Origin of the sequence: Actinospica durhamensis (assembly GCF_018139695.1) — a bacterium.
In the GTDB taxonomy this organism is placed as follows: domain Bacteria; phylum Actinomycetota; class Actinomycetes; order Streptomycetales; family Catenulisporaceae; genus Actinospica; species Actinospica durhamensis.
Window position 1 is genome coordinate 1 of sequence record NZ_JAGSOG010000091.1, and the last position, 22,548, is coordinate 22,548.

Sequence of the window (22,548 nt, forward strand, 5' to 3'; positions counted from 1 at the left end):
ACGGGTACAGGATCGGACTCTGCGACATCAAAGCGACCCCACTCAGCACCGTCGACGAACCCCCACCGGTCCACCGCAGCGTGCCGTCCAGCGGCACCTGCGAAGGCGAAAGCCAACCGGTCGGCAGCGCGGACCAGAGCGTCTGGCTCGTACTCGGGCTCGACGTCGTCGGCGCGCTCGTCGTGGTCGAGGCGGTCGCGACACCGGTCGTGGGCGACGTCGTCGGAGCGGTCGGGGCGGTGGACGCGGAGAACGAGGGCGAGGGCGACGGGCTTGCCGACGTGACGGTCGCCACGGCCGAGCGGGAGGAGTCCGCGGCGGGCACCTTGCCGGAAGAACCGTTGTACTGCAGCGAGAACGCGGCCACCGTGCCCGCCCCGCCGAGTACGGCGACGGTCAGCGCGGAGGCTGCCAGCCGCTGCCGGCTCCGGCGCTGGCGGCCCCGCTTGCGCGCCGCCTCGGCCCCGGGCTTGCGCGCGGCCCCGCCCGCGGAGTCGACCACCCCGGAAAGCAGTTCGTCGAAGTTCTCAGACATTGCGCGCACCCTCCTTCGCAGACGTCTCAGGAGCGGCGGACCGGCCGGGCTCCTCGGTTTCGGCCGCCCTGGGGACGGGGGCGACGGCCTTGCCGCCGCGGGTCTTCGTGGTCTCGGCGCCATCCGCCGCCTCCGGTGCGAACTCGCTCAAGTGAGGGGCCAGAGCCTTGCGACCGCGCACCAGACGCGCCTTCACCGTGCCGGAGGGCACGCCGGTCTCGGCGCATATCTCCGCGACCGAGAGGCCGAGCAGGTGGTGCAGCACGATCACCTGCCGCAGCTCCGGTGCGATCTTCTGCAGCGCGGTGACGATCGCGAGCCGGTCCGGGCTCAGACCCGGTACGTCGTCGCTCTCCGCGGCCTGGCGCCGGTGCGCGGTGAAGCGGTTGGCCGCCTTACGCCACGCGGACACCGAGATCTTGAACGCGACGCTGCGCACCCAGGCCTCGGGGTCGCCGTAGTCGCTGATCCTGCTCCAGTGCTGCCAGGCCCGCGCGAAGGCCTCCTGGACCGCGTCCTCGGCCCCGGAGAGACTTCCCACCATCGCGTAGACCTGGCCGACCACACGACGGAACGACGCGTCGTAGAACTCGTCGAAGTCGAGTTCGCCAGCCATCCCCTGCCCCAGTCCCCTAGTCACCGTCGGCGCACCGCAGCGGGTGCGCTCGATGATGTCACGCCCGTGTGGCACGACCGGTTGTCGGTCGGGCGGATTATTTTTCCCGGGTGCGGACCGGCCGAGCCGAGGGAGCGTCAGGCGAGGTTCAGGGGGCGCTGCGCAGCGAGGGGCGGTTCTTCGGCGCGGGCAGCGCGGGGGTGGGCCGGACGTGGCCGACGGTCTGGGCGCGGCGGTTGAGCCAGGCCGTCGCCTCGTGCGCGGGCAGCGCCTTGGCCAGCAGCCAGCCCTGGGCGACGTCGCAGCCGAGCTCGGCCAGGCGCTGCCAGGTGACCTGGTCCTCCACACCCTCGGCGACCACCTTCAGGCCGAGGGAGTGGGCCAGATCCACGGTGGAGCGCACGATCGCGGCGTCCTCCTGGTCGTGCACCAGCCGCGCCACGAAGGACTTGTCGATCTTGATCTCGCGCACCGGCACACTGCGCAGCAGCACCAGCGAGGAGTAGCCGGTGCCGAAGTCGTCGAGCGAGAGGTTCACTCCGAGCGCGTCGAGGCGGTGCAGGGTGGCCTTGGCCCGCTCGGGGTCCTGCAGCAGCACCCGCTCGGTGATCTCCAGCTGCAGCGCGGCCGGCGGGACGCGGTGGCGGCGCAGGCCCTCCTGGATCGCGGCGACGAAGTTGGGGCCGTGGATGTCGCGCATCGAGACGTTCACCGCGACCGGCACGGAAAGGCCCGAGCGCCACCAGACCGCGGCCTGGGCCAGCGCCCGCTCGACCACGTACGTGGTGAGCGTCGGCATCAGGCCGGTCTGCTCGGCGAGCTGGACGAACTCCTCCGGGTTGACCGGGCCGCGCCCGGCGTGGTTCCACCGCACCAGGCCCTCGAAGCCGACCACCTGGCCGGTGGCGAAGGCCACCTTCGGCTGGTAGTGCAGCTGGATCTCACCGCCCGCCAGGGCCCGGCGCAGGTCGCCGAGCAGGGCGAGGCGGTCCGGGGTGTTCTGGTCCCGGCCGGCCTCGTAGACCGCGATGCCGGCCCGGGAGCGCTTGGCCTGGTACATGGCCACGTCCGCGCGCTGGAGCAGCTGCTCGAAGCCGTCGGCGTCCCTGGGGTACTCGGCCACGCCGATGGAGCACTCCAGGTCGAGCGTGTAGGCCTCGAGCTGGAACGGGATCGTGAAGCACTCGGCGATCCGGTGCGCCGCGGAGAACGCCTCCTGGTCGGTGCGCACGTTCGGCAGCAGCACCACGAACTCGTCGCCGCTCCACCGCGCCAGCATGCCCTGGCTGCCCACGCAGGCGCTGAGCCGGCTGGCCACCACCCGCAGCAGCTGATCCCCGATCAGGTGCCCGAGCGTGTCGTTGACGTCCTTGAACCGGTCGAGGTCGAGCAGCAGCACGCCCACCCTGCCGCCGGTGCGCTCGGCCACCTCCAGGGCCTTGTCCCCCTCGGCCCGCAGCAGCCGGCCGTTGGGCAGGCCGGTGAGCACGTCGTGCTTGGACTCCCACTCGCGTTCCCAGCGCTCGGTGGTGCTGCCGTGCACGACGTAGATCGCGGGCAGCAGGCACAGCAGCAGCCAGCCGTGACGCATCGTCAGCCCGACCACCAGCGGGGCCAGGCAGACCATGGCGCCCGAGGCGCGGGACTGGCGCCAGCCGTCCCGGCGCAGCTGCAGCGAGAACGGCAGGCCGCGCACCTGCGCCACGTAGGCCCACACCAGCGAGTGGTTGACCACGACGATGACGCACGCGGTGAGCATGAGCGCGATCACCCGGGCCGGGCCGAGCACGTTCCCGGTGACCGCGCCGTTGCCGCTCCGGTTGACCAGCACGGTGAACAGGAACGCGCCGGCGAAGTAGGACAGCGCCTGCTGGCAGACGTTGAAGGCGACCCTGGGCCAGGTGTGGCGCCGGCCGACCTCGGCCAGCAGCATGGCCAGGGCCTGGGCGAGCACCGCGTCCTGCCAGCTGTCGATGGCGTAGATGGCCGAGGCGAAGGCGAGGCCGAGGCTCGCGCCGTCGGTGTTGCGCCGGGAGAGCACGGGCCGGGCCTCGCCGAGCACGACGAGGGCGACGAGCAGCCAGAGCACCGGCGGCTGCAGGTGCAGCCGCCCGGCCTGGCTCGCCCCGGCCCACAGCCGCTCGAGCGCGGTCACGATCACGACGGCGCCGCTGCCGATGACCAGGCCGGCGTAGACGCGGCTGCGCCATGCCGGGTCGGTCCGCAACAACCGGAACCGCGCCATCTCCACCTCCGCCGTCGAGCCGGTTCAGTCACAGGGCACGAGCCGATACCCCCGGCCGGTCGCCGGGCACGCGACGGGAGCGCGTGAGGCACCAGGCTATTCGCATCATCCGTACTCGGGTGAAAGCTTGGCCGATTCGTGACGGTGAATCAGATGATCTTCAGCTTCGCAACGGCCCTGGCCAGCACGGACACGACCGGGGTAGGGCGCGCCGACCACGCCCGGCGCACCCGGGTGAACGCGCGCCGGGAACGCGCCGCGCGCGCCGTCCGGGCACCTCCCCGCGCCCGCCCTGAGCCGGCCTCAGGCGATCTCCTCGTCCGCGTCCGCGGCGGCGTCGGCAGCGGCGTCCACGGCCGCTTCGGCCGACGCGGCGTCAGACCCGGCCGCCTGCGGCCCGTCCGCCACCGCGGCCTCGTCCGGCTCGGCCGCGGTGGCCAGTTCGCCCGCGAGCAGCGCCCGGAACCCCTCCTCGTCGAGCACCGGCACGCCGAGCTGTTCGGCCTTCTCCGCCTTGCTGCCCGGGTTCTCCCCCACCACCACGTACGAGGTCTTCTTCGACACGGAGCCGGACACCTTCGCCCCGGCGGCCTGCGCGGCGTCCTTGGCCCCGTCCCGGGTGAACCCGGCGAGCGTGCCGGTGATCACGACCGTCAGCCCCACCAGCGGCTGCGGGCCGGCAGCGCGCGCGGGCACGCTCGGGCGCACGCCCGCGGCGAGCCAGCGTTCGACGATCTCGCGGTGCCAGTCCACCGCGAACCACTCGACCACGGCCTGCGCGATGGTCGGGCCGACGCCGTCGACCGAGGCCAGGTCCTCCACGCTCGCGTCCCTGATCGCCTCGAGCGAACCGAGCACCCGGGCCAGTTCGCGGGCCGCGCTCGGGCCGACGTGGCGGATGGACAGGGCCGTGAGGTAGCGCCACAGCTCCTTGGTCTTGGCCGCCTCGATCTGCTCGAGCAGCAGCACTGTGGTCTTGGTCGGCGCCGAGGGCTTGGCCTTGGTGCCCTTGGTGTAGAAGTACGGCACCAGCTCCTGCGCGCCCTCGGCCGCCTCCTTGCCGCGGGCCTTCTGGTACATCTGAGGCTCCGCCAGCTTCTCCAGCGTCAGCTCGAACAGCTCGCCCTCCAGCTTCAGCGGCGCCTCGCCCGCGTCCGGACAGGTGAGCGCGGCGGCCGCCTCGTAGCCCAGCGCCTCGATGTCCAGCGCGCTGCGCCCGGCCAGGTAGGCCACCCGCTCCTTGAGCTGGCCCGGGCAGGCGCGCGTGTTCGGGCAGCGCAGGTCCACGTCGCCCTCCTTCTGCGGGGCGATCGGGGTGGCGCAGGAGGGGCACTCGCCCGGCATCTCGAACTCGCGCTCCTCGCCGGTGCGCAGCTCGATGACCGGACCGACCACCTCGGGGATGACGTCGCCCGCCTTGCGCAGCACGATGGTGTCGCCGATCAGCACGCCCTTGCGCTTGACCACGTCCTGGTTGTGCAAGGTGGCCTGGGCGACGGTGGACCCGGCCACCGTCACCGGCTCCATCACGGCGTAGGGCGTGACCCGGCCGGTGCGGCCCACCTGCACCTTGATGTCGAGGAGCTTGGTGGTGACCTCCTCCGGCGGGTACTTGTAGGCGATCGCCCAGCGCGGGTCCTTGCTGGTGGCCCCGAGCCGCCCCTGCAGCGCGAGGTCGTCCACCTTGACCACGACGCCGTCGATCTCGTGCTCCACGTCGTGGCGGTGCTTGCCGTAGTAGTCGATGAAGGCGAGCACCTCGTCCAGTGCGGCGACCACCTTGACCCGGTCCGAGGTCGGCAGGCCCCAGGCCCGCAGCATCTCGTACGCGTGCGACTGCGAGTTCACGGCGAAGCCGCGGCGCGCGCCGATGCCGTGCACGACCATCCGCAGCGGCCGCTGCGCGGTGACCCGCGGGTCCTTCTGCCGCAGCGAGCCCGCCGCGGTGTTGCGCGGGTTGGCGTAGGAGCGGCCCTCGTGCTCGATGGCCCAGGCGTTGAACTCCTCGAACTGCGCGCTCGGGAAGTAGATCTCGCCGCGCACCTCCACCAGATCCGGCACCGGGTGCTCGGCCGTGCCGGTCAGCTGCGAGGGGATGCCCTTGATGGCGCGGACGTTGGCCGTCACGTCCTCGCCGGTGCGCCCGTCCCCGCGGGTGACCCCGCGCACCAGGCGCCCCTTCTCGTAGACCAGCGCGATGGCCAGGCCGTCCACCTTCAGCTCGCACAGGTACGCGGGCGCGGTGCCGACCTCCTTGACCACGCGCTCGTTCCAGGCCGCCATCTCCTGCGCGTTGAAGGCGTTGGCCAGCGAGAGCATCCGCTCGATGTGGTCGACCGAGGCGAAGTCCGTGGACAGCTCCGCGCCGACCTTCTGCGAGGGCGAGTCCGGGGTGCGCAGCTCCGGATGCTCCTGCTCGAGGCCGACCAGCTCGCGCATCATCGCGTCGTACTCGCCGTCGGCCAGGGTCGGCCGATCGAGCACGTGATAGCGGAACCTGGCCTCGTCGATGACCGTGACGAGTTCGGCATGCCGATGCGCCGCCCCGGACTCCGTGGGCACCACGGCCTCGCTGCTCAGAGAGGTGTCTCGCTTTTCAGCCATGGACACAAGCTACCGGTGCCCACCGACAGAAAGCACCGAGCACGCGCGGGAAAGCGGGGCGGCGCCGCGGCGCCTAGAACTCCTCGTCCACCTCGAGGTCGAGCAGGTATCTGCTCTCGTCGAAGATCTCGAGCAGCACCACCACGAGCACCTCGCGGACCACGGTGTACTCGAGCATCAGCCCGGGTGCGACGTAGGCCTTGCGGTAGTTCTCGTTGGTGCCGATCGAAGCGGTCGCGGTCTTGTGGTACGGGTCGCGGGAGAGCACCTTCACCGCGTGGTCGAGCATCTCCTGACGTTCGACGGGCAGCTCGTCGCGCGTCTGTTTGGCCTCCACAGTGTAGGAGACCTTGAGTTTGGGACGGGTCGTCATGCCACAATCCGTCCCGATACGTGACCCACCATGCCACTGATGGTACAGCCGCGCGGCTCGCGGTAGTTCGGACGCAGCTGGTGACGTCGGCGACAGTGCCTCCCCGGAACCGGAAACCCGCTGGTGGGGGCGCAGGCGCTTCCCTACGGTGTCGCGTATGAGCACCGTGATCGGTACTCTTTCGTGCTCACCGCTCCACCGGCTTGGGCCGAGCCGGCTCAGAAGTACCCGGCTCAGAAGTACCCGGCTCAGACGTACTTGGTGACGTCCGCGACGGTGAAGCCCTGGGCCTGGATGTGCCGGTAGAGCTTGGTCATCATCTGGACCATGGTCTCGCCCTTGAGCTGGGCCGGTCCGCGGAAGTGGCACAGGATGATGTCGCCCGGGTTCAGCAGGTGGCGCGAGGTCTGATATTCCATGTCGTCGATCTCCATCGCCTCCCGCCACAGCATCATGCCCTTGAGACCGGCCTGGCGCACGGCCGCGCGCGTGGTCGCGTTGTAGTTGCCGCCCGGGGGCCGGAAGATGTACGGCTTCGCGCCGTACTCGCGCTCCAGCTTCACCTGCTGCCCGGCCACCTCGTCGAGCTGCTGCTGGAAGGAGAGCGCGGGCATGTCCAGCGGATGGGTCACCGTGTGATTCTGAATGGAGACGAACCCGGTCTGGTACAGCTTCTCGAAGTACGCGTAGTCGTCCCGGATGAGCGTGTCGGCCAGCGAGACGGTGATCGGGATCTGGAAGTCCTTGACCATATGGATGAATGCCGGGTCCTTGTCGATCCCGTCGTCGATCGTGACGAACGTGATCCGCTCGTGCACCGGCACGTCGGAGAACACGGTCGGATCGGCCGGGTCCAGCGCTATGGCCTTGACCGCGGGGGGCGGCGGAGCCGGGGCGAAGGGCTTGAGGCCGTACCGGCTGGAGAGCAGTTCGGCGTCCACCAGATCCCCCACCGCCGCCTTCGCCTGCGGCGTGCCCGCGCCCGTCGACGGCGCGGTCGCGCTCGGGCCCGCGCCCAGGGCGTTCGGGTCGCTCGCGGAGGTCCCGCCGCAGGCCGCGGCGAAGGTGCCGAGCGTGCCCAGCGAGGCCGCCCCGCCCATGAACCGGCGCCGGGACCATCCGGACGGCTGAAGTCGCGTCATGTACTGACAGATGTCGCCGGTCTCGGATCGGTTGCGGAATTCTTCATGAACGGTTCAGATATTCGCCCGGGCCGAGGCCGCGCCCGGCGTGTCGCGGCTCACTCCACGTCGGCCAGCGCCCGCGCCGCGTCCAGGCACAGCCGCTGCGCCCGCGCCGCCCACTGCGGGCTCGCGCCGCTCAGCCCGCAGGACGGGGTGACCACGACGGCGCCGGCGATCTGGCGGGCCGGCAGCCCGATCCGGCGCAGCGCCAGGATCTCGTCCACGATCCGCTGGTAGTTCGGCGGCACGGCCGAGGCCGGCTCGAGCGAGGGCACCGCGCCCGCGTAGAGCACCGTCCCCGCCTCGATCAGTTCGGCCAGCTGCTCGTCCTGCCGGGTCCTCAGCAGGGACCAGTCCAGCGAGATGGCCGAGGCGCCCGCGTCGCGCAGCAGGGTGAGCGGAACGCCCGGGGCGCAGCAGTGCACGACGACGTGGCCGTCCGGCGCGGCGGTCTCGATCACCCGGCGCAGCAGGTCCCTGGCCAACGGCTCGTCGACCGACCGCAGCCGGCCGAAGCCGCTGGCGGTGGGCACCGTGCCGCGCAACACGCCGGGCAGCGCAGGTTCGTCCAGTTGGAGCACGAGCGAGGTGGCACCGGGCACGCGGCGGCGCACCTCGGCCAGATGCCGGCTCAGCCCCTCGGCCAAGGACTCGGCCATGTCCCGGCAGGCGCCGCGGTCCGCGAGCACCTTGTCCCCGTGCTTGAGCTCCACCGTGGCCGCGAGCGTCCACGGGCCGACCGCCTGCAGCTTCAGCGGCCCGGTGTAATCCTGGGTCAGTTCCTCCAGCACGTCGAGGTCGCGGCGCAGATGGCTCACCGCGCGCCCCTGGTCGCGCCCGGGCGCGTCGGCCACCCGCCAGCCGGACGGAGCAAGGTCGATGGCGATGTCCACCAGCAGGTTGCCGGCCGTTCGCCCGGTCATATCGGCCCCCACCCCGCGAGCCGGCAGTTCGGGCAGGTACGGTAAGCCTGGAGCGCCACCGAGGCCGTCGAAGACCAGGCGTAGCGCGGCTCCCTGATCACCGCCCGGCAGCGATCCGACGCCGGATGCGGCAGGTCCGGGAACCGCCACGCGGTGATCGTTGGTCATGTCTGCACAATAGCGCTACACCCGCTAAGGCGAATCTGCCCCGAAAAGAGCGGCGGATCAGGGCGGGCTATGCAAAACTCTGTCATCCGACGGGTGAGGACCGAACCGGCAAGCGTTGAGAGGGGTGATCCGCGTGCAGACCATGTTCTTCACCGCCACGGCCGCGGAGCTGTCTCGGCTCGTCGGCGCCTGGAGCCGCGGCCGGGGCGCGGTGGCGGCGGGCGTACGGCTGGCCTACGTGGACGCGGCGGACCTCGACCCGGCCCAGCTGCTCGAGCTCGACACCCTGGCCACCGGGCACGACCCGGTGACGGTGCGCGAGGCGCTGCTGACCCCGGCCAGGGAACTGGGCCGATGTGCCGCGCTGGCGCCGGGATCGCTGGCTCAGGGCACTGAGGAGCAGGTGGTGCTGACCGTGCGCACTCCGCTCTACCGGCAGCTGGCCGGGTGCGGGGACGGGCGCCTGCTCGAGCTGGCACGGCTGTGGCAGCTGCGGACCTGGGGCACCGAGTGGAACGCCGAACGCTACGCCGGGCTGCTGCGCGGCCTTTCCATGCTCTCCGAGCTCGCCACCCGAGAGTACCGCGGCGTCTACGTACGCTTCGACGTCTGATGACCGCGGGACTCGTTCCGGAGCCCGAGGACGAGCGGCCGGACCCGACGCCCTGGCGCACTGCGGCGACGCCCGGCCTCAGCGGCGCCGGGCGCGGCGGCCGGAAGGCGGACCCGGCCTCCCCGTGGAACGTGCCGGGGCTCTCCTACCTCGTGCAGGATCGGATCGAGGCGAGCGGCCTGCCGCCGGCCTCGGCCGGTCCGCCGCCACTGAACGTGCTGTCCGTGCTGTCCCTGGTCTTCACGGTGCCGGTCCCGCCCGCGGGCCTGATACTCGGCGTCATCGCGCTCCTGCAGATCCGCCGCTCGGGTGAACGGGGCTTCACCATGGCCGTGATCGGGGTGGCCCTCGGCAGCGTGCTGACGGTGCTGGCCCTGGCCGTGCTGGTGCTCATCGTCTGGGCGCTGACCAGCTTCCCCGGCCCGGGCTGAGCCCGCGCCGGACTCCGCCGGCCACCGAGCCGCACCGAGAATCAGGCGCCTGCGACGGCGGCGGCCCGGCGGGTCGCGGTGATCGTGGCCGAGCCGATGACCCGGGCGCCGTCGTAGAGCACCGCGGTCTGACCCGGCGCCACCCCGCGCACCGACGCGCCGAAGGCGAGCGTGACCAGGTCGGCGTCCGCGTCGTAGCGCGCCGAGGCCGCGACCGGCTCGCCGTGCGCGCGCAGCTGCACCAGGCAGTCGAACCCGTCGCCGCCGCGCGGCCCGCACCAGCGCACGTGGCCGGCGTCGAGGGCGTCGACCGCGAGCTCCTCGGCCGTGCCCACCGTCACGGTGTTGTCGACCGGCGAGATGTCGAGTACGTAGCGCGGTCGCCCGTCGCCGGCCGGGTCGCCGATCCGCAGGCCCTTGCGCTGCCCGATGGTGTAGCCGTACGCGCCCTGATGCTCCCCCACCACGGCGCCGGAGCTGTCCACGATCCGGCCGGGGGCGGTGCCCAGGCGCTCGGCCAGGAAGCCGCGGGTGTCGCCGTCGGCGATGAAGCACACGTCGTGCGAGTCCGGCTTGTCGGCCACCGCGAGGCCGAGCCGCTCCGCCTCCGCGCGCACGTCGGACTTGAGCGAGTCGCCGAGCGGGAACAGCGCCCCGGCCAGCTGCCGCGCGTCGAGCACGCCGAGCACGTAGGACTGGTCCTTGGCCGGGTCCGCCGCCCGGTGCAGCTCCCGCGCCCCGTCCGGCCCGTCCACGATCCGCGCGTAGTGCCCGGTGCACACCGCGTCGAACCCGAGCGCGTGCGCCTTGTCCAGCACCGCCGCGAACTTGATCTTCTCGTTGCAGCGCAGGCACGGGTTCGGCGTGCGCCCGGCCGCGTACTCGGCCACGAAGTCGTCCACCACGTCCGCGTGGAAGCGCTCGGCCATGTCCCAGACGTAGAACGGGATCCCGATCACGTCCGCGGCCCGCCGCGCGTCGCGCGAGTCCTCCACCGTGCAGCATCCGCGCGCCCCGGTCCGGAAGGACTGCGGATTGCGCGAGAGCGCCAGGTGCACCCCCGTCACCTCATGCCCGGCCGCCACCGCGCGGGCGGCCGCCACCGCCGAGTCGACTCCCCCGGACATCGCTGCTAGCACTCGCATACCTCAAGGGTACGCGAGCCGCCCAGCCGATTTGTCTTACTAGCGCTCGGGGACGTGCAGCGGGATGTCGATCGGGAACGGGGTGTCCGTGACCAGCCGGCCGACATGCGTGTTCACGAGCTTGAACCGGTCGCCGGCCAGCCGGTGCTCGTACACCACCGGAGCGTCGTCCTCGCCCCGCTCGACCAGCCAGAAGCCGGGGATGCCCATCATCGCGTACATGACGGGCTTGTCCTCGCGGTCCCGCTCCTCGGACTCCGGGGAGACGACCTCGATGGCGAGTGCGATGTCTTCGGGCAGATAGATCGACTTGTCCAGTTCGAAGGCCGCGGCACGGACGAGAGAGACGTCCGGTTCCGGCGCCGAGCGCGGGCTCTTCCTGACCGCCATCTCGCGCAACACCAGATACGTGTTCGGCGCCTGGCTGAACAGTCCATGCTCCAACATTCTGACGACAAGCAGATGCCAGCCCTTCTGCGGGCTCATGACGAGCGCTCCCCGGATCAACTCGGTGTGCTTCGGGAGATCCGAAGGGAGATTGTCGAGGGTCCAGCCGTCAGACGGCGTGGCCGGCAGCACCGGGGCGTACATGTCCCATTCCTCCTCGTCGTTCGCCATCTTCCGAACCTTTCTACGAGGATCCTGCCTTTGCCTGTCCCACTATTCCCCGAACATCACACCATCAGGTGATCAACGAAGCCTGGGCCGACGCCTCAGCTCAGCCCCGCCGCGCGGGCACGGCTGACGACGGCGGGGAGGGCCTCGAGCAGGGCGTCGACATCGTCCTCGGTGGAGGTGCGGCCGAGAGAGAAGCGCAGGGAGCCGCGGGCGAGTTCCTCGGTGGAGCCCATGGCGAGCAGCACGTGGCTGGGCTGGGCGATGCCGGCCGAGCAGGCGGAGCCGGTGGAACAGGAGATGCCGCGGGCGTCGAGCAGCAGCAGCAGCGAGTCGCCCTCGCAGCCGGGGAAGCAGAAGTGCGCGATGCCGGGGAGGCGGTCGGCCGATTCCGAGTCCGGCTTGGCGCCGGGCTCGGACAGCGGCGGGCCGGACAGGACCGCGTCGGGGACGGTGCGCAGCACACCCTCGATCAGCTTGTCCCGCAACGCGCACAGGCGCAGGTACTCCTCGGGCTGCTCGGCCCGCGCGGCGGTGACGGCCGCGGCGAAGCCGGCGATGCCGGGGGTGTCGAGGGTGCCGGAGCGCACGTCGCGCTCCTGGCCGCCGCCGTGCTGCAGGGCGGTCAGCTTCGTCTCCCGGCCGAGCAGCAGCGCGCCCACGCCGAGCGGGCCGCCGAGCTTGTGGCCGGTGACGCTCAGCGCGTCGAGCCCGCTCTCGGCGAAGTCCACCGGCAGGTGGCCGGCCGCCTGGATGGCGTCGGAGTGGATCGGCACGCCGCGGCGGTGCGCGACCTCGGCCAGCTCGCGGATCGGCAGCACCGTGCCGACCTCGTTGTTCGCCCACATCAGGGTGACCAGGGCGGCGGTCTGCGGCTCGGCGGCCAGGGCGGCCTCGAGCGACGCGGCGGTGACCGAGCCGTCCGGGCGCACCGGCAGCCAGTCCAGGGTGGCGCCCTCGTGCTGCTCGAGCCAGAACAGCGCGTCGAGCACGGCGTGGTGCTCGATCCGGGCGGCCAGGATGCGCACCCGGCGCGGGTCCTCGGCGCGCCGGGCCCAGTACAGGCCCTTGACCGCGAGGTTGTCCGCCTCGGTGCCGCCGCCGGTGAACACGACATGGCTGGGCCGGGCGCCGAGCGCGGCGGCCACCGCCTCGCGGGACTCCTCCACCACCCGGCGGGCCGCGCGCCCGGGACCGTGCAGCGAGTTCGCGTTGCCGACCAGGGCGAACTGGGCGTTCATCGCCGCGATCGCGTCGGGATGCATGGGCGTGGTCGCCGCGTGGTCGAGGTAGGTCATGGCGAGCTTGATTCTAGACGGCGCGCGAATCGACCCGAAACGACCTGGCCCTGCGCGCTCGGCCGAGCAGTGGGGAACGAAGACCGCGGGCCCCGCCGCCGCCGGGTTCTCGGCGGTTGCGGGGCCCGCGGGGGCCGAAGGGGCGCGCGGGCGCGCCGGGCGCTACTTGCGCTTGGCGATCTCCTCGGTGGCCTGCGGGACCACCGCGAACAGGTCGCCGACCACGCCGTAGTCGACGAGCTCGAAGATCGGGGCCTCAGCGTCCTTGTTCACCGCGACGATCGTCTTCGAGGTCTGCATGCCGGCCCGGTGCTGGATGGCGCCGGAGATGCCGCAGGCGACGTAGAGCTGCGGGGAGACGGTCTTGCCGGTCTGGCCGACCTGCGACTGGTGCGGGTACCAGCCGGAGTCCACCGCCGCGCGGGAGGCGCCGACGGCCGCGCCGAGCTGGTCGGCGAGGGCCTCGATGACGGAGAACTTCTCGGCCGAGCCGACGCCGCGGCCGCCGGAGACCACGATCGCGGCCTCGGTCAGCTCCGGCCGGTCGCCCTTGGGCACGACGACCTTCTCCACGACCCGGGCCAGCTTGGCCGCTTCGGTCAAGGTGACCTCCACGTCCACCCGCTCGGCCGCGGCGGCCTCGGGCGCGGGCGGGGTGGCGTTGGGGCGCATGGCGATGATCGGGGTGCCCGCGGTCACGGCCGAGTGCACGATCGAGGAGCCGCCGAAGATGGACTGCTCGGCGACGAAGGCCCCGTCGACCAGGTTCAGGTCCACCGCGTCGGTGAGCACGCCGGAGCTGGTCTTGACGGCGAGCCGGCCGGCCACCTCCTTGCCCTCGGCGGTCGCGGCCACCAGGACGGCGGCGGGCTCGTGGTCGGTGACCAGCTTGGCCAGCAGTTCGGCCTTGGGGGCCACGACGTATCCGGTCAGCTCGGCCGACTCGGCGACGTAGACCTTGGCGGCGCCGTACTCGGCCAGCTTGTCCTTGGCCTTCTCGAAGCCGGAGCCGATGAACACCGCGGAGGGCGCGCCGAGCGCGCGGGCCTTGGTCAGCAGCTCGAGCGTGACCTTCTTGACGTCGCCGTCGGTGTGCTCGACCAGGACGAGGATCTCAGACATGTGATGAATACCCTTCTCGGCCTAGACGAACTTCTTGGAGGCGAGGAACTCGACGAGCTCGACGCCGCCGTTGCCCTCGTCGGAGACGATGGTGCCCTTCGCGCGCGGCGGGGCGACGGTCGCGTCGAGCACCTTGGTGCGCGAGCCGGCCCAGCCGACCTCGGCCGCGTCGATGCCGACCCCGGCCGCGTCGAGCGTGTCGACCGGCTTCTTCTTGGCGGCCATGATGCCCTTGAACGAGGGGTAGCGCGGCTCGTTGATCTTCTCCACCACGGAGACCACGGCCGGCAGGGCGGCCTCGACCACGTCGTGGCCGTAGTCGGTGAGCCGGTTGATCTTGATGGCCGCGCCCTCGATCTCCACCTTCGAGGCGAAGGAGAGCTGCGGCAGGCCGAGGCGCTCGGCGAGCAGCGCGGGCACCAGCGAGGTGCGCGCGTCCGAGGCCTCGGAGCCGAGGATGACCAGGTCGTACTCGAGGGTCCCGAGCACCTTCGCCAGGGCGAGCGAGGTGGCGAGCGCATCGGAGCCGGCCAGGGCCGGGTCGGTCAGGAACACGGCCTTGTCGGCGCCCATCTGCAGCGCCTTCTTGTAGGCGTCGTTGGCGTCCTCGGGACCCATCGACACCACCGTGACCTCGCCGCCGTGCTTCTCGACCAGCTGCAGGGCCTCTTCGATGGCGAACTCGTCCATCTCGTTGATCAGGCCGTCGACCGCGCCGCGGTCCACGGCCAGGGTGTCCGGGTCCAGCCGCTTGTCCGCGGCCGTGTCCGGCACCTGCTTCACCAGGACGACGATTTTCATGCTCGGGAGCCTCCGTACGGTGCTAACGGCCCAACTCTTCTCCTGCCATCGTAAGGGCTGCCACCGACAAAACTACCGTTCAGTAATGTGTCCTGGGTCACACCGGCCGGCGGAGCAGGTAGGCCCGGCCCGCCAGCTTTCCGATCATCCGATAGACGTGCCACAGGCAGTCGCCCAGCGCGTAGTCGTAGTTCTCCCGGCCGAACCGGTGCACGTACCGGTCCGGATCGCGCAGCAGGCGGGCGGCGTGCACCAGGCGCCGGGCGCCGTCCCCGGCGTGCTCGTGCGCGTATTCGCCCCACTCGGAACCGAGCTCGAGGCGCCGCTGCACGCGCAGCCCGGCCGCCTCGATCGCGGCCTCGGTGTGCTCCGGACGCATGTTGCGCGCAACGCATCCGAGCGTGTCGAACAGCCAGGCGCCCTCGGCCGGTTCCAGCCGGTCGGTGGCGTACATCTGGTAGACCACGGCGCTGCCGCCCGGCGTGAGCACGCGGGCGATCTCGGCGTAGGCGCCGGCCAGGTCCTCCACGTGTCCGAGCACGTCGCGGCACCAGACCAGATCCACCACGCCGGAGTCCACCGGCAGCTCCTCGATGGTGCCGGGCTCGAAGCTGACCGCGTCGGCGAGTCCCGGCAGCCGCGCCGCGATGACCTCCGCGGCCAGCCGGGTCCGGGCGATCCGCAGATGCCGGGCGACCGGCTCGAAGCCGCGCACCCGCAGGGCGAAGCGCCGGGCGAGCTCGATCGCGTGGCCGCCCTCACCGCAGCCCACGTCCAGCGCGAGCGCACCGGCGGACAGATTCAGTTCGTCGACCAGCCCGTAGAGCACGCCCGGCCCGCGCGGGTCGAGGCTGCCGTCGAGGTCGAGTTGGAACTCGTCTTCCATATCGGCGTAGGACTTGTAGCTTTGATCAAGGTATGAAGTCTCCACCACGATGACGAAGCTACGCGCCGGATGTCGCGCTCGCGCCTCGATTTCCATTACGGCTCGGCACATTTCGAGACGCGCAGACCGACCCGGGCGTGCCGGCCGCGTTGATCGAATACGTACCGTCGAACCCGGCGACGGGACATACGTGGCAGTGAGCTTATTCGCCGCGCGACGCGAAACGCCGAGGGTGGCCGGATCCCGTCATATGCAACGGGATCCGGCCACCCTCGGCGTCAGCCTGGTCGGCGGTGTCGGACTGCGGAACGCTAGTCCGGACGCGGCGCCTAGTCCGGGAAGTGGCAGGCCACCTTGTGGTCGGCACCGGTCGGGCGCGGACCGCTGGTCAGCTGCACCAGCGGCGGCTCCTGGGTGGAGCAGATCTCCTGCGCCTTCCAGCAGCGGGTGCGGAAGCGGCAGCCCGACGGCGGGTTGATCGGGGACGGGACGTCGCCGGTCAGCAGGATGCGCTCGCGCTTGGCCTCCTCGCCCTTGCGGTCCGGGTCCGGGATCGGCACGGCCGAGAGCAGGGCCTGGGTGTAGGGGTGGCGGGCCGAGGAGTACAGGTCGTCCCGGTTGGCGATCTCCACGATCTTGCCCAGGTACATGACCGCGACCCGGTCCGAGATGTGCCGGACCACGGACAGGTCGTGCGCGATGAACACGTAGGCCAGGCCGAGCTCCGCCTGCAGGTCCTCGAACAGGTTCACCACCTGTGCCTGGATCGAGACGTCGAGCGCGGAGACCGGCTCGTCCGCCACGACCAGCTTCGGCTTCAGGGCCAGTGCGCGGGCGATGCCGATGCGCTGGCGCTGACCGCCGGAGAACTCGTGCGGGTAGCGGTTGTAGTGCTCGGGCGAGAGGCCCACCAGCGCGAGCAGGTCCTGCACGGCGCGCTTGGTGCCGTTCGGCGACTTGATGCCCTGGATCTCGAACGGGGCACCGACGATCGAGCCGATGGTGTGGCGCGGGTTGAGCGAGGACTGCGGGTCCTGGAACACCATCTGGATGTCCCGGCGCAGCGGACGCAGCTCGCCCGGCTTCATGTGCGTGATGTCCCGGCCCTCGAACTTCACCGTGCCGCCGGTGGGCTCGAGCAGGCGGGTGAGCAGCCGGCCGGTGGTGGACTTGCCGCAGCCGGACTCGCCGACCAGGCCCAGCGTCTCACCCGGGCGCACCTCGAAGTCCACGCCGTCCACCGCGCGCACGGCGCCGACGGTACGACGCAGCAGGCCGCGACGGATCGGGAAGTGCATCTGCACGCCGGTGGCGCTCAGCAGCGGCTCGGATGCGGCACCGGACGCGGCCCGCCCGGCGTCGGCGACTGTCGCGGAGGAGTAGTTGTCCGTGCTCACAGAAGCGTCCTGATCTCTTCGTTGAACGTCCGCTGCCGGACGTCTACCGGCAGGTGGCAGCGCACCAGGTGGCGCCGACCCGACGACGTGGTCTGCAACAGTTCCGGCACCTCACCCGAGCACCGGCCGCCGTTCTGCGCGACGAAGCCGCACCGCGGGTTGAACGCGCAGCCCGAAGGCACGTTGATCATCGACGGCGGGTTGCCGGGGATGGGTGCGAGACGGTCCTGCACCGGCCGGTCAAGACGCGGCATCGAGGTCAGCAGGCCCCAGGTGTAGGGGTGCTCCGGCGCCGTGAAGACGGTCTTGGCAGGTCCGTATTCGACCGCCTTGCCACCGTACATGACCATGATGTCGTCGGCGAGCTCCGCCACCACACCCAGGTCGTGGGTGATGATGATCAGCGCCGAGTTGAACTCGCGCTGCAGGTCGCGCATCAGGTCCAGGATCTGCGCCTGCACCGTCACGTCGAGCGCCGTGGTCGGCTCGTCCGCGATCAGCAGCTGCGGGTCGCACATGAGCGACATGGCGATCATCGCGCGCTGGCGCATACCGCCGGAGAACTGGTGCGGGTAGTCGTCCACCCGCGAGTTCGGCTGCGGGATGCCGACCCGGTCGAGCATCTCGATGGCCCGCTTGCGCCCCTCGGACTTGGACACCTTGTGGTGCACCCGGTAGGCCTCGATCAGCTGGTCGCCCACCGTGTAGAACGGGTGCATCGCGGAGAGCGGATCCTGGAAGATCATCGCCATCTTGTTGCCGCGCAGGGCCCTGAGCTTGGCCTCGTCGGCGGAGACCAGCTCCTCGCCGTCGAGCCAGATCTCGCCGGTCATCCGGGCGCCGCCGCGGCCCTTGCGGTCGGCCTTCTTGTGCAGGCCGAGCAGCGAGAGCGAGGTGACGGACTTGCCGGAGCCGGACTCGCCGACGATGCCGAGGGTCTGCCCCCGCTCGAGCTGGAACGAGATGCCGTCGACCGACTTGACCAGGCCGTCCTCCGTGCTGAAGTGCACGTGGAGGTCGTTCACGTCGAGGAAGGGCCGGGAGCCGGACGGACGGGCGTCGCCGACCTCGAAGGGACTGCTGATAGTGGACATGCTGTGTGCTCCCCGTGGTGCGGGACCAGAGTCGGGTTGACGGGACTCGTCGGCGGAGTTTCCGCCGTGGCGTGCGCTCATGACATCCGCACCCGGGGGTCGAGGCTCGCGTAGAGGACGTCGACGACGAGGTTGGCGATGATGACGAAGAACGCCGCCATCAGCGTCACGCCCATGATCATCGGCAGGTCGCTCTGTCCCAGCGAATTGATCGCCAGGTAGCCGATGCCGGGCAGCGAGAAGACCGACTCGACCAGGACGGCGCCGCCGAGCAGCGCGCCGACGTCCATGCCGAACATGGTCACGATCGGCATGATCGCCGCCCGCAGGCCGTGCCGCAGGATCACCCGGGTGTTGCTCAGGCCCTTGGCCCGGGCGGTACGCACGAAGTCCTCGCCGAGCGCGTCGAGCATGCCGGCGCGGGTCATCCGGGCGTAGATCGCCGCGTATCCGAACGCGAGGGCGACCCACGGGATCCACAGCGCCTGCGCCCAGGAGAGCGGGTTGCTCAGGAAGGAGGAGTAGCTCACGGCGGGGAAGCCGTCGAGCATCCAGATCAGCGGGCCGACGAAGTAGACCGGCAGGGCCACACCGAGCAGCGCGACGATCATCACGGAGCGGTCGAGGATCGAGCCCTTGCGCACGGCCGAGATCACGCCGATCGCGAGACCGAAGATCAGCCACAGCACGGCCGCGCCGATGGCGAGGGAGAAGGTCACGGGGAAGCGGTCGAGCAGCGTCGGCCACACCTGCTCGCTGTTGCGGAACGAGTAGCCGAAGCAGGGGGCGTTGCAGTGGATCAGCTGCGTGCCGTCCGAGTACGTGTCGCCGACGAGGATCGCCTTCACGTAGTCGTAGTACTGCACGAAGAAGGGCTGGTTGAAGTGGAACCGGTCGATCACGCCGTTGAGCGCGTCCTGGTTCTGCGACTTGCCCACGAACTCGGATGCCAGGTTGTCCACGGTCATCCCGGCCCACTGGGGAAGCTCGTAGAAGATGCAGTACGTGATCAGGGCGACCACGAGCAGCAGGCCGACTGCGGCGATCAGTCGCCGGACTATAAAGGTCAGCATGGGACTATCGGCCGCGGGCCCGAGCTGCCGGATGCGGTGATCGGGACCATGCCTTCACCTGCCTTCGTGGGGAGGAAACGTCGTACGTAGTTGGAGCGGGGCACCGCGGTTGGGAGCCGTCGTAACGGCCCCCAACCGCGGTTCTTTACCTGCCGTGTGGCGTGAGCGTCAGACGCTCGGCCTCACTTAGTTGTTCGTGGTACCGAGGATCGAGAAGTCCGGCATGCCGAACGCGGTCTCCTCGTACCAGTTGGTCACCTGGGTCGGGTGGAACACCAGAGCCTTGTTGTAGACCAGCGGCACGATGGCGGCGTCGGACATGACCTTCTGGTCGATCTGGGTCCAGATGGCGGTACGCGCGGTGGCGTCGGTGGTCGCCAGCGCCTTGGTGAACAGGGCGTCCACGGCCGGGTCGTCGTACAGGCCGAGGTTGGTGCTACCGCCGCCGGCGTGGATACCGGCCGAGGTGACGACCTGGTCCATGAAGCCGTAGCCGTCCTGCCAGTCCGCACCCCACTTCATCATCGACAGACCGATCTTGTTGTCCTCGGTGTAGGTCGGGTTACCGGCGAAGGAACCGAAGTACTTGTCCGAGGTGAACTTGTCGATGGTGACGTTGATGCCGACCTTGGCCAGCGCCGCCTGGATCGCGACCGCGGAGTTGATCTCCTTCGGCCGGTCCGAACGGGCCGAGAGGTTGACGTTCAGCGAGCCGTCCGAGTTGAAGGCGCTCGGCTCGGCCGTCTTGCAGGTGGCGAGCAGCTGCTTGGCCTTGTCCACGCTGCCGGTGTCACCCGGAGTCGAGTACTGGTTCGAGGCCTGGTAGCCGGCGACCGACGGGGGCAGCACGGTGGAGGCGATGTCGCCACCGCCGACCGAACCACCGAGGGCGTTCTGCACGGTGACCTTGTTGACCGCGTACTCCACAGCCTGGCGGCAGGAGACCTGGTCGAACGGAGCGACCTTGGTGTTGATGGTCATGTAGGTCAGCGCGCCGGTGTAGCTGTCGTCCGCCTGCTTCTTGAGCGTCGGGTTCGACAGGATCTCCGCCTGAGCGGTGGTGCCCACGCCGGTACCGTCCAGGTCGCCGTCCAGGCTGCCGTGCAGCAGGTCCTGGTCGATCTGGTCCTGGGTCATGTCCAGCGAGACGGTGATCTTGCTGGCCGTCACCGTGTGCTGGTGGTTCGGGTCAGTCGTGGCGTCGAACTCGGGGTTCGGCACCAGCGTCATGTTCTTGCCCGGGGTGTACGACTCGATCTCGTACTGGCCGGTCGACTGGATCGCCTTGTAGTACGTGGCGCCGGTGTCCTTGGCCCGCGGAACCGGCATGGTGTCCGGGAGGGTGGCCAGGTAACCGAAGTCCGCGAACGGCTGGGTCAGGTGGAACTTGATGGTGTAGCTGCCATCAACCTCGATGCCCGAGACGCCGTCGTTGGGGTTCGTGTCCTTGTACGGGCCCTGGTAGTTCGTCTTGTCGACGACCAGCGACTTGAAGTAGGACGGACCGTTGCTCAGGGTGTCCTGGCCCCAGTTCGAACGCTCGACCGCGTACTTGACGTCAGCGGCGGTGACCTCCTGGCCGTCCTGGTACTTCACACCCTGCTGCAGGTTGAAGGTCCAGGTCAGACCGTCGGGGCTGACGCTCCAGCTCTTGGCCAGGTCGCCCTGCAGGTTCAGGCCGGTGCTGCCCGGGACCCGCTCGTAGGCGAGCAGGCTGCGGCCGTAGAGGCGCGAGAAGTCCCAGGAGAAGGCGTAGTACGTGTTGCCCGGGTCCGGCGAGTCCCAGTCCGAGGTCAGGGCATAACGCAGGGTTCCGCCGGTCTTCGACGACTGGTTCACAATCGAGGTGACACCGGCGTTGAAGCTGCTCGCGGAGGCACTGGTGCTGCCGCTGGACGATCCACTGCTGCCGCACGCGGACACGGTGGTGGCCAGAGCCATCACCCCGCCCAGTATTGCGAGTAATCTGCGCTTTCGCATGTTTCGGTTGAACCCCTCTGTGAACGACCAGGTGGTACTTGCTGTGGTGCGTTGGATCCGGCCCATGGAAGGCAGGACGACTAGGTGGTCAGCGCGAGGCCTTGGGATCGAAGGCGTCGCGCAGTCCGTCGCCGAACAGGTTGAAGGCGAGGACGGTGATGAAGATCGCCATACCCGGCACGATGAGGAACTCCGGGTCGATCTGGAAGGTCTGGATCGCCGCGTTGATCATCGCGCCCCAACTGGAGGTCGGCTCGCGCATGCCCACGCCGAGGTAGGACAGAGCCGCCTCGAACAGGATGTTGGCCGGGATCAGCAGGGTCGCGTACACCACGATCGGTGCCAGCAGGTTCGGCAGGATCTCCTTGAAGATGATCCGGAACGGGCTCGCGCCGAGGCTGCGGGCCGCGTCCACGAACTCGCGTTCGCGCAGCGCGATGGTCTGGCCTCGCACGATACGGCCGATGTACGGCCATGAGAAGAAGCCGATGACCACGATCAGCAGCGCGATGCGCAGACTGTTGCCGGACAACCCGAACGCGGTGTTCGGCAGCACGCCCAGGATCGAGATCGAGAGCAGCAGCACCGGGAACGCGAGCATCAGGTCCATCAGGCGGCTGAGCACGTTGTCGATCCAGCCGCCGAAGTAGCCGGCGATCATGCCGATCACGACGCCGAAGACGATGGCCACGAGCGTGGAGACGCCGGCGATGCCGAGCGAGTACCGCGCCCCGTAGACGATCCGGCTGAAGATGTCACGCCCGTTGGGCAGGTCCACACCCAGCCAGTGGTGCGCGCTGATGCCGCCCATCCCGCCGATCGGCGTGGAGTAGTTGGGGTCGATCAGCGTGCCGTTGAGGGAGTTCGGGTCCTGCCCCTCGAGGCTGGAGAGTTGTGGCGCGAAAATCGCCATCAGGATCAGCAGGATCACCAGGACCCCACCCGCCATGGCGACCTTGTCCCGCTTCAAGCGGTCCCACGCGATGCGCCCGAGGGACCGGCCCTCGATTTCGCGACGGGCGGCCACGGCGAGTTCTTCGGGCTGGGGCGGTATACCACCCACGCCCGCCTCCTCGATCAGCGTCATCGAGTCGTGTCCTGTCTTCTGGTCGGTGCAACGGCGAATCCGCCCGGGGGCGGGATCACCGCCTCTGGTGCAGTGAATTCAAGAGAGCTCTGCTCAGGAGAGCAGCGTGACCCAGGCCTGGTCGCCTTGGGAAGGGTGTGCGGGTGTCCGTTGCATAAACGTGATCAGTCGGCCATCACGCCGTTTTCATGTCCCTTGTGGAAATACGCGGCGTAACGGAGCAATCTCATGAAGTTGCTCAGGATTGCCGCAATTCAGGCAAACCAGCGCGGGGGCCGGAGGCCGCGCCGCACGAAGACTAGCGCACGTATCGAATGGCGAGACATGGGGTGCGTTAATTTTCGCGCAAACAGTGCGC

At 70.2% G+C, this 22,548-nt stretch carries 19 protein-coding genes and 1 pseudogene; 2 read left to right on the forward strand and 18 right to left on the reverse strand.

The genetic code is table 11. The features are described 5' to 3' along the window. The 7 genes and pseudogenes from KDL01_RS18740 to KDL01_RS18770 form a co-directional block, all read right to left on the reverse strand. Positions 1-535 (reverse strand): annotated as a pseudogene (locus KDL01_RS18740) (hypothetical protein); the annotation flags it as partial. Then, positions 528-1,151 (reverse strand): RNA polymerase sigma factor, encoded by a 624-nt coding sequence (locus KDL01_RS18745; protein ID WP_212529814.1) that lies wholly within the window; start codon positions 1,149-1,151, stop codon positions 528-530. The pseudogene KDL01_RS18740 and the gene KDL01_RS18745, both read right to left, overlap by 8 nt. 148 nt (positions 1,152-1,299) lie before the next feature. Further along, complete coding sequence (locus KDL01_RS18750; RefSeq protein ID WP_212529815.1) at positions 1,300-3,396, reverse strand: putative bifunctional diguanylate cyclase/phosphodiesterase; 2,097 nt, start codon at positions 3,394-3,396, stop codon at positions 1,300-1,302. 303 nt (positions 3,397-3,699) lie between these two features. Beyond that, positions 3,700-6,000 (reverse strand): NAD-dependent DNA ligase LigA, encoded by a 2,301-nt coding sequence (gene ligA / locus KDL01_RS18755; protein ID WP_212529816.1) that lies wholly within the window; start codon positions 5,998-6,000, stop codon positions 3,700-3,702. Between the two features lie 73 nt (positions 6,001-6,073). Next, complete coding sequence (locus KDL01_RS18760) at positions 6,074-6,373, reverse strand: hypothetical protein (RefSeq protein WP_212529817.1); 300 nt, start codon at positions 6,371-6,373, stop codon at positions 6,074-6,076. A gap of 248 nt (positions 6,374-6,621) precedes the next feature. After that, positions 6,622-7,515: a polysaccharide deacetylase family protein gene (locus tag KDL01_RS18765; RefSeq protein ID WP_212529818.1), complete on the reverse strand. Its 894-nt coding sequence runs from the start codon at positions 7,513-7,515 to the stop codon at positions 6,622-6,624. Positions 7,516-7,613: 98 nt separating this feature from the next. Further along, on the reverse strand, positions 7,614-8,648 hold the full coding sequence (locus KDL01_RS18770; protein WP_212529819.1) for a uroporphyrinogen decarboxylase/cobalamine-independent methonine synthase family protein: 1,035 nt from the start codon (positions 8,646-8,648) through the stop codon (positions 7,614-7,616). Between the two features lie 133 nt (positions 8,649-8,781). Between KDL01_RS18770 and KDL01_RS18775 the strand changes: the two genes are divergently transcribed. Both KDL01_RS18775 and KDL01_RS18780 read left to right on the forward strand, forming a co-directional pair. Next, the gene (locus tag KDL01_RS18775) at positions 8,782-9,261 is read left to right on the forward strand and encodes a hypothetical protein (protein WP_212529820.1); all 480 of its coding nucleotides are present in this window, start codon (positions 8,782-8,784) and stop codon (positions 9,259-9,261) included. Then, positions 9,261-9,692, forward strand: coding sequence for a DUF4190 domain-containing protein (locus KDL01_RS18780; protein ID WP_212529821.1), 432 nt, complete (start codon positions 9,261-9,263; stop codon positions 9,690-9,692). Before KDL01_RS18775 ends, KDL01_RS18780 begins: the two co-directional genes overlap by 1 nt. Before the next feature lie 41 nt (positions 9,693-9,733). Here the strand turns inward: KDL01_RS18780 and mnmA are convergent, their stop codons facing one another. The 11 genes from mnmA to KDL01_RS18835 form a co-directional block, all read right to left on the reverse strand. After that, a complete protein-coding gene (mnmA, locus tag KDL01_RS18785) occupies positions 9,734-10,837 on the reverse strand; it encodes a tRNA 2-thiouridine(34) synthase MnmA (RefSeq protein WP_212529822.1) in 1,104 nt (367 codons plus the stop codon). 39 nt (positions 10,838-10,876) lie between these two features. Continuing rightward, positions 10,877-11,455, reverse strand: a complete 579-nt coding sequence (locus KDL01_RS18790; protein WP_212529823.1) for a Uma2 family endonuclease — start codon at positions 11,453-11,455, stop codon at positions 10,877-10,879. 95 nt (positions 11,456-11,550) lie between these two features. Continuing rightward, entirely contained in the window at positions 11,551-12,750 is a 1,200-nt protein-coding gene (locus tag KDL01_RS18795; RefSeq protein WP_212529824.1) for a cysteine desulfurase family protein, read from the reverse strand. 162 nt (positions 12,751-12,912) lie between these two features. Further along, a complete protein-coding gene (locus tag KDL01_RS18800; protein ID WP_212529825.1) occupies positions 12,913-13,872 on the reverse strand; it encodes an electron transfer flavoprotein subunit alpha/FixB family protein in 960 nt (319 codons plus the stop codon). Positions 13,873-13,893: 21 nt separating this feature from the next. Then, positions 13,894-14,673 (reverse strand): electron transfer flavoprotein subunit beta/FixA family protein, encoded by a 780-nt coding sequence (locus tag KDL01_RS18805; protein WP_212529826.1) that lies wholly within the window; start codon positions 14,671-14,673, stop codon positions 13,894-13,896. Between the two features lie 97 nt (positions 14,674-14,770). Continuing rightward, the gene (locus KDL01_RS18810; protein WP_212529827.1) at positions 14,771-15,607 is read right to left on the reverse strand and encodes a class I SAM-dependent methyltransferase; all 837 of its coding nucleotides are present in this window, start codon (positions 15,605-15,607) and stop codon (positions 14,771-14,773) included. Positions 15,608-15,888: 281 nt separating this feature from the next. Next, positions 15,889-16,956 carry an ABC transporter ATP-binding protein gene (locus KDL01_RS18815; RefSeq protein WP_438801970.1) on the reverse strand — a complete coding sequence of 356 codons (1,068 nt, stop codon included), beginning with the start codon at positions 16,954-16,956 and terminating at the stop codon, positions 15,889-15,891. Further along, the gene (locus tag KDL01_RS18820; protein ID WP_212529828.1) at positions 16,953-18,050 is read right to left on the reverse strand and encodes an ABC transporter ATP-binding protein; all 1,098 of its coding nucleotides are present in this window, start codon (positions 18,048-18,050) and stop codon (positions 16,953-16,955) included. Before KDL01_RS18820 ends, KDL01_RS18815 begins: the two co-directional genes overlap by 4 nt. Positions 18,051-18,127: 77 nt before the next feature. Then, positions 18,128-19,123: an ABC transporter permease gene (locus KDL01_RS18825; RefSeq protein ID WP_212529829.1), complete on the reverse strand. Its 996-nt coding sequence runs from the start codon at positions 19,121-19,123 to the stop codon at positions 18,128-18,130. 186 nt (positions 19,124-19,309) lie between these two features. Continuing rightward, positions 19,310-21,064 carry an ABC transporter substrate-binding protein gene (locus KDL01_RS18830; RefSeq protein WP_246576641.1) on the reverse strand — a complete coding sequence of 585 codons (1,755 nt, stop codon included), beginning with the start codon at positions 21,062-21,064 and terminating at the stop codon, positions 19,310-19,312. A gap of 127 nt (positions 21,065-21,191) precedes the next feature. Further along, on the reverse strand, positions 21,192-22,190 hold the full coding sequence (locus KDL01_RS18835; RefSeq protein ID WP_212529831.1) for an ABC transporter permease: 999 nt from the start codon (positions 22,188-22,190) through the stop codon (positions 21,192-21,194). Between the last annotated feature and the right edge of the window lie 358 nt (positions 22,191-22,548).

Bases quoted from the DNA above. Each gene is read 5' to 3' on its own strand.
- KDL01_RS18745 (WP_212529814.1), bottom strand. From the start codon at position 1,151: ATGGCTGGCGAACTCGACTTCGACGAGTTCTACGACGCGTCGTTCCGT.
- KDL01_RS18750 (WP_212529815.1), bottom strand. From the start codon at position 3,396: ATGGCGCGGTTCCGGTTGTTGCGGACCGACCCGGCATGGCGCAGCCGC.
- ligA (WP_212529816.1), bottom strand. From the start codon at position 6,000: ATGGCTGAAAAGCGAGACACCTCTCTGAGCAGCGAGGCCGTGGTGCCC.
- KDL01_RS18760 (WP_212529817.1), bottom strand. From the start codon at position 6,373: ATGACGACCCGTCCCAAACTCAAGGTCTCCTACACTGTGGAGGCCAAA.
- KDL01_RS18765 (WP_212529818.1), bottom strand. From the start codon at position 7,515: ATGACGCGACTTCAGCCGTCCGGATGGTCCCGGCGCCGGTTCATGGGC.
- KDL01_RS18770 (WP_212529819.1), bottom strand. From the start codon at position 8,648: ATGACCAACGATCACCGCGTGGCGGTTCCCGGACCTGCCGCATCCGGC.
- KDL01_RS18780 (WP_212529821.1), top strand. From the start codon at position 9,261: ATGACCGCGGGACTCGTTCCGGAGCCCGAGGACGAGCGGCCGGACCCG.
- mnmA (WP_212529822.1), bottom strand. From the start codon at position 10,837: ATGCGAGTGCTAGCAGCGATGTCCGGGGGAGTCGACTCGGCGGTGGCG.
- KDL01_RS18790 (WP_212529823.1), bottom strand. From the start codon at position 11,455: ATGGCGAACGACGAGGAGGAATGGGACATGTACGCCCCGGTGCTGCCG.
- KDL01_RS18795 (WP_212529824.1), bottom strand. From the start codon at position 12,750: ATGACCTACCTCGACCACGCGGCGACCACGCCCATGCATCCCGACGCG.
- KDL01_RS18800 (WP_212529825.1), bottom strand. From the start codon at position 13,872: ATGTCTGAGATCCTCGTCCTGGTCGAGCACACCGACGGCGACGTCAAG.
- KDL01_RS18805 (WP_212529826.1), bottom strand. From the start codon at position 14,673: ATGAAAATCGTCGTCCTGGTGAAGCAGGTGCCGGACACGGCCGCGGAC.
- KDL01_RS18820 (WP_212529828.1), bottom strand. From the start codon at position 18,050: ATGTCCACTATCAGCAGTCCCTTCGAGGTCGGCGACGCCCGTCCGTCC.
- KDL01_RS18825 (WP_212529829.1), bottom strand. From the start codon at position 19,123: ATGCTGACCTTTATAGTCCGGCGACTGATCGCCGCAGTCGGCCTGCTG.
- KDL01_RS18830 (WP_246576641.1), bottom strand. From the start codon at position 21,064: ATGGCTCTGGCCACCACCGTGTCCGCGTGCGGCAGCAGTGGATCGTCC.
- KDL01_RS18835 (WP_212529831.1), bottom strand. From the start codon at position 22,190: ATGACGCTGATCGAGGAGGCGGGCGTGGGTGGTATACCGCCCCAGCCC.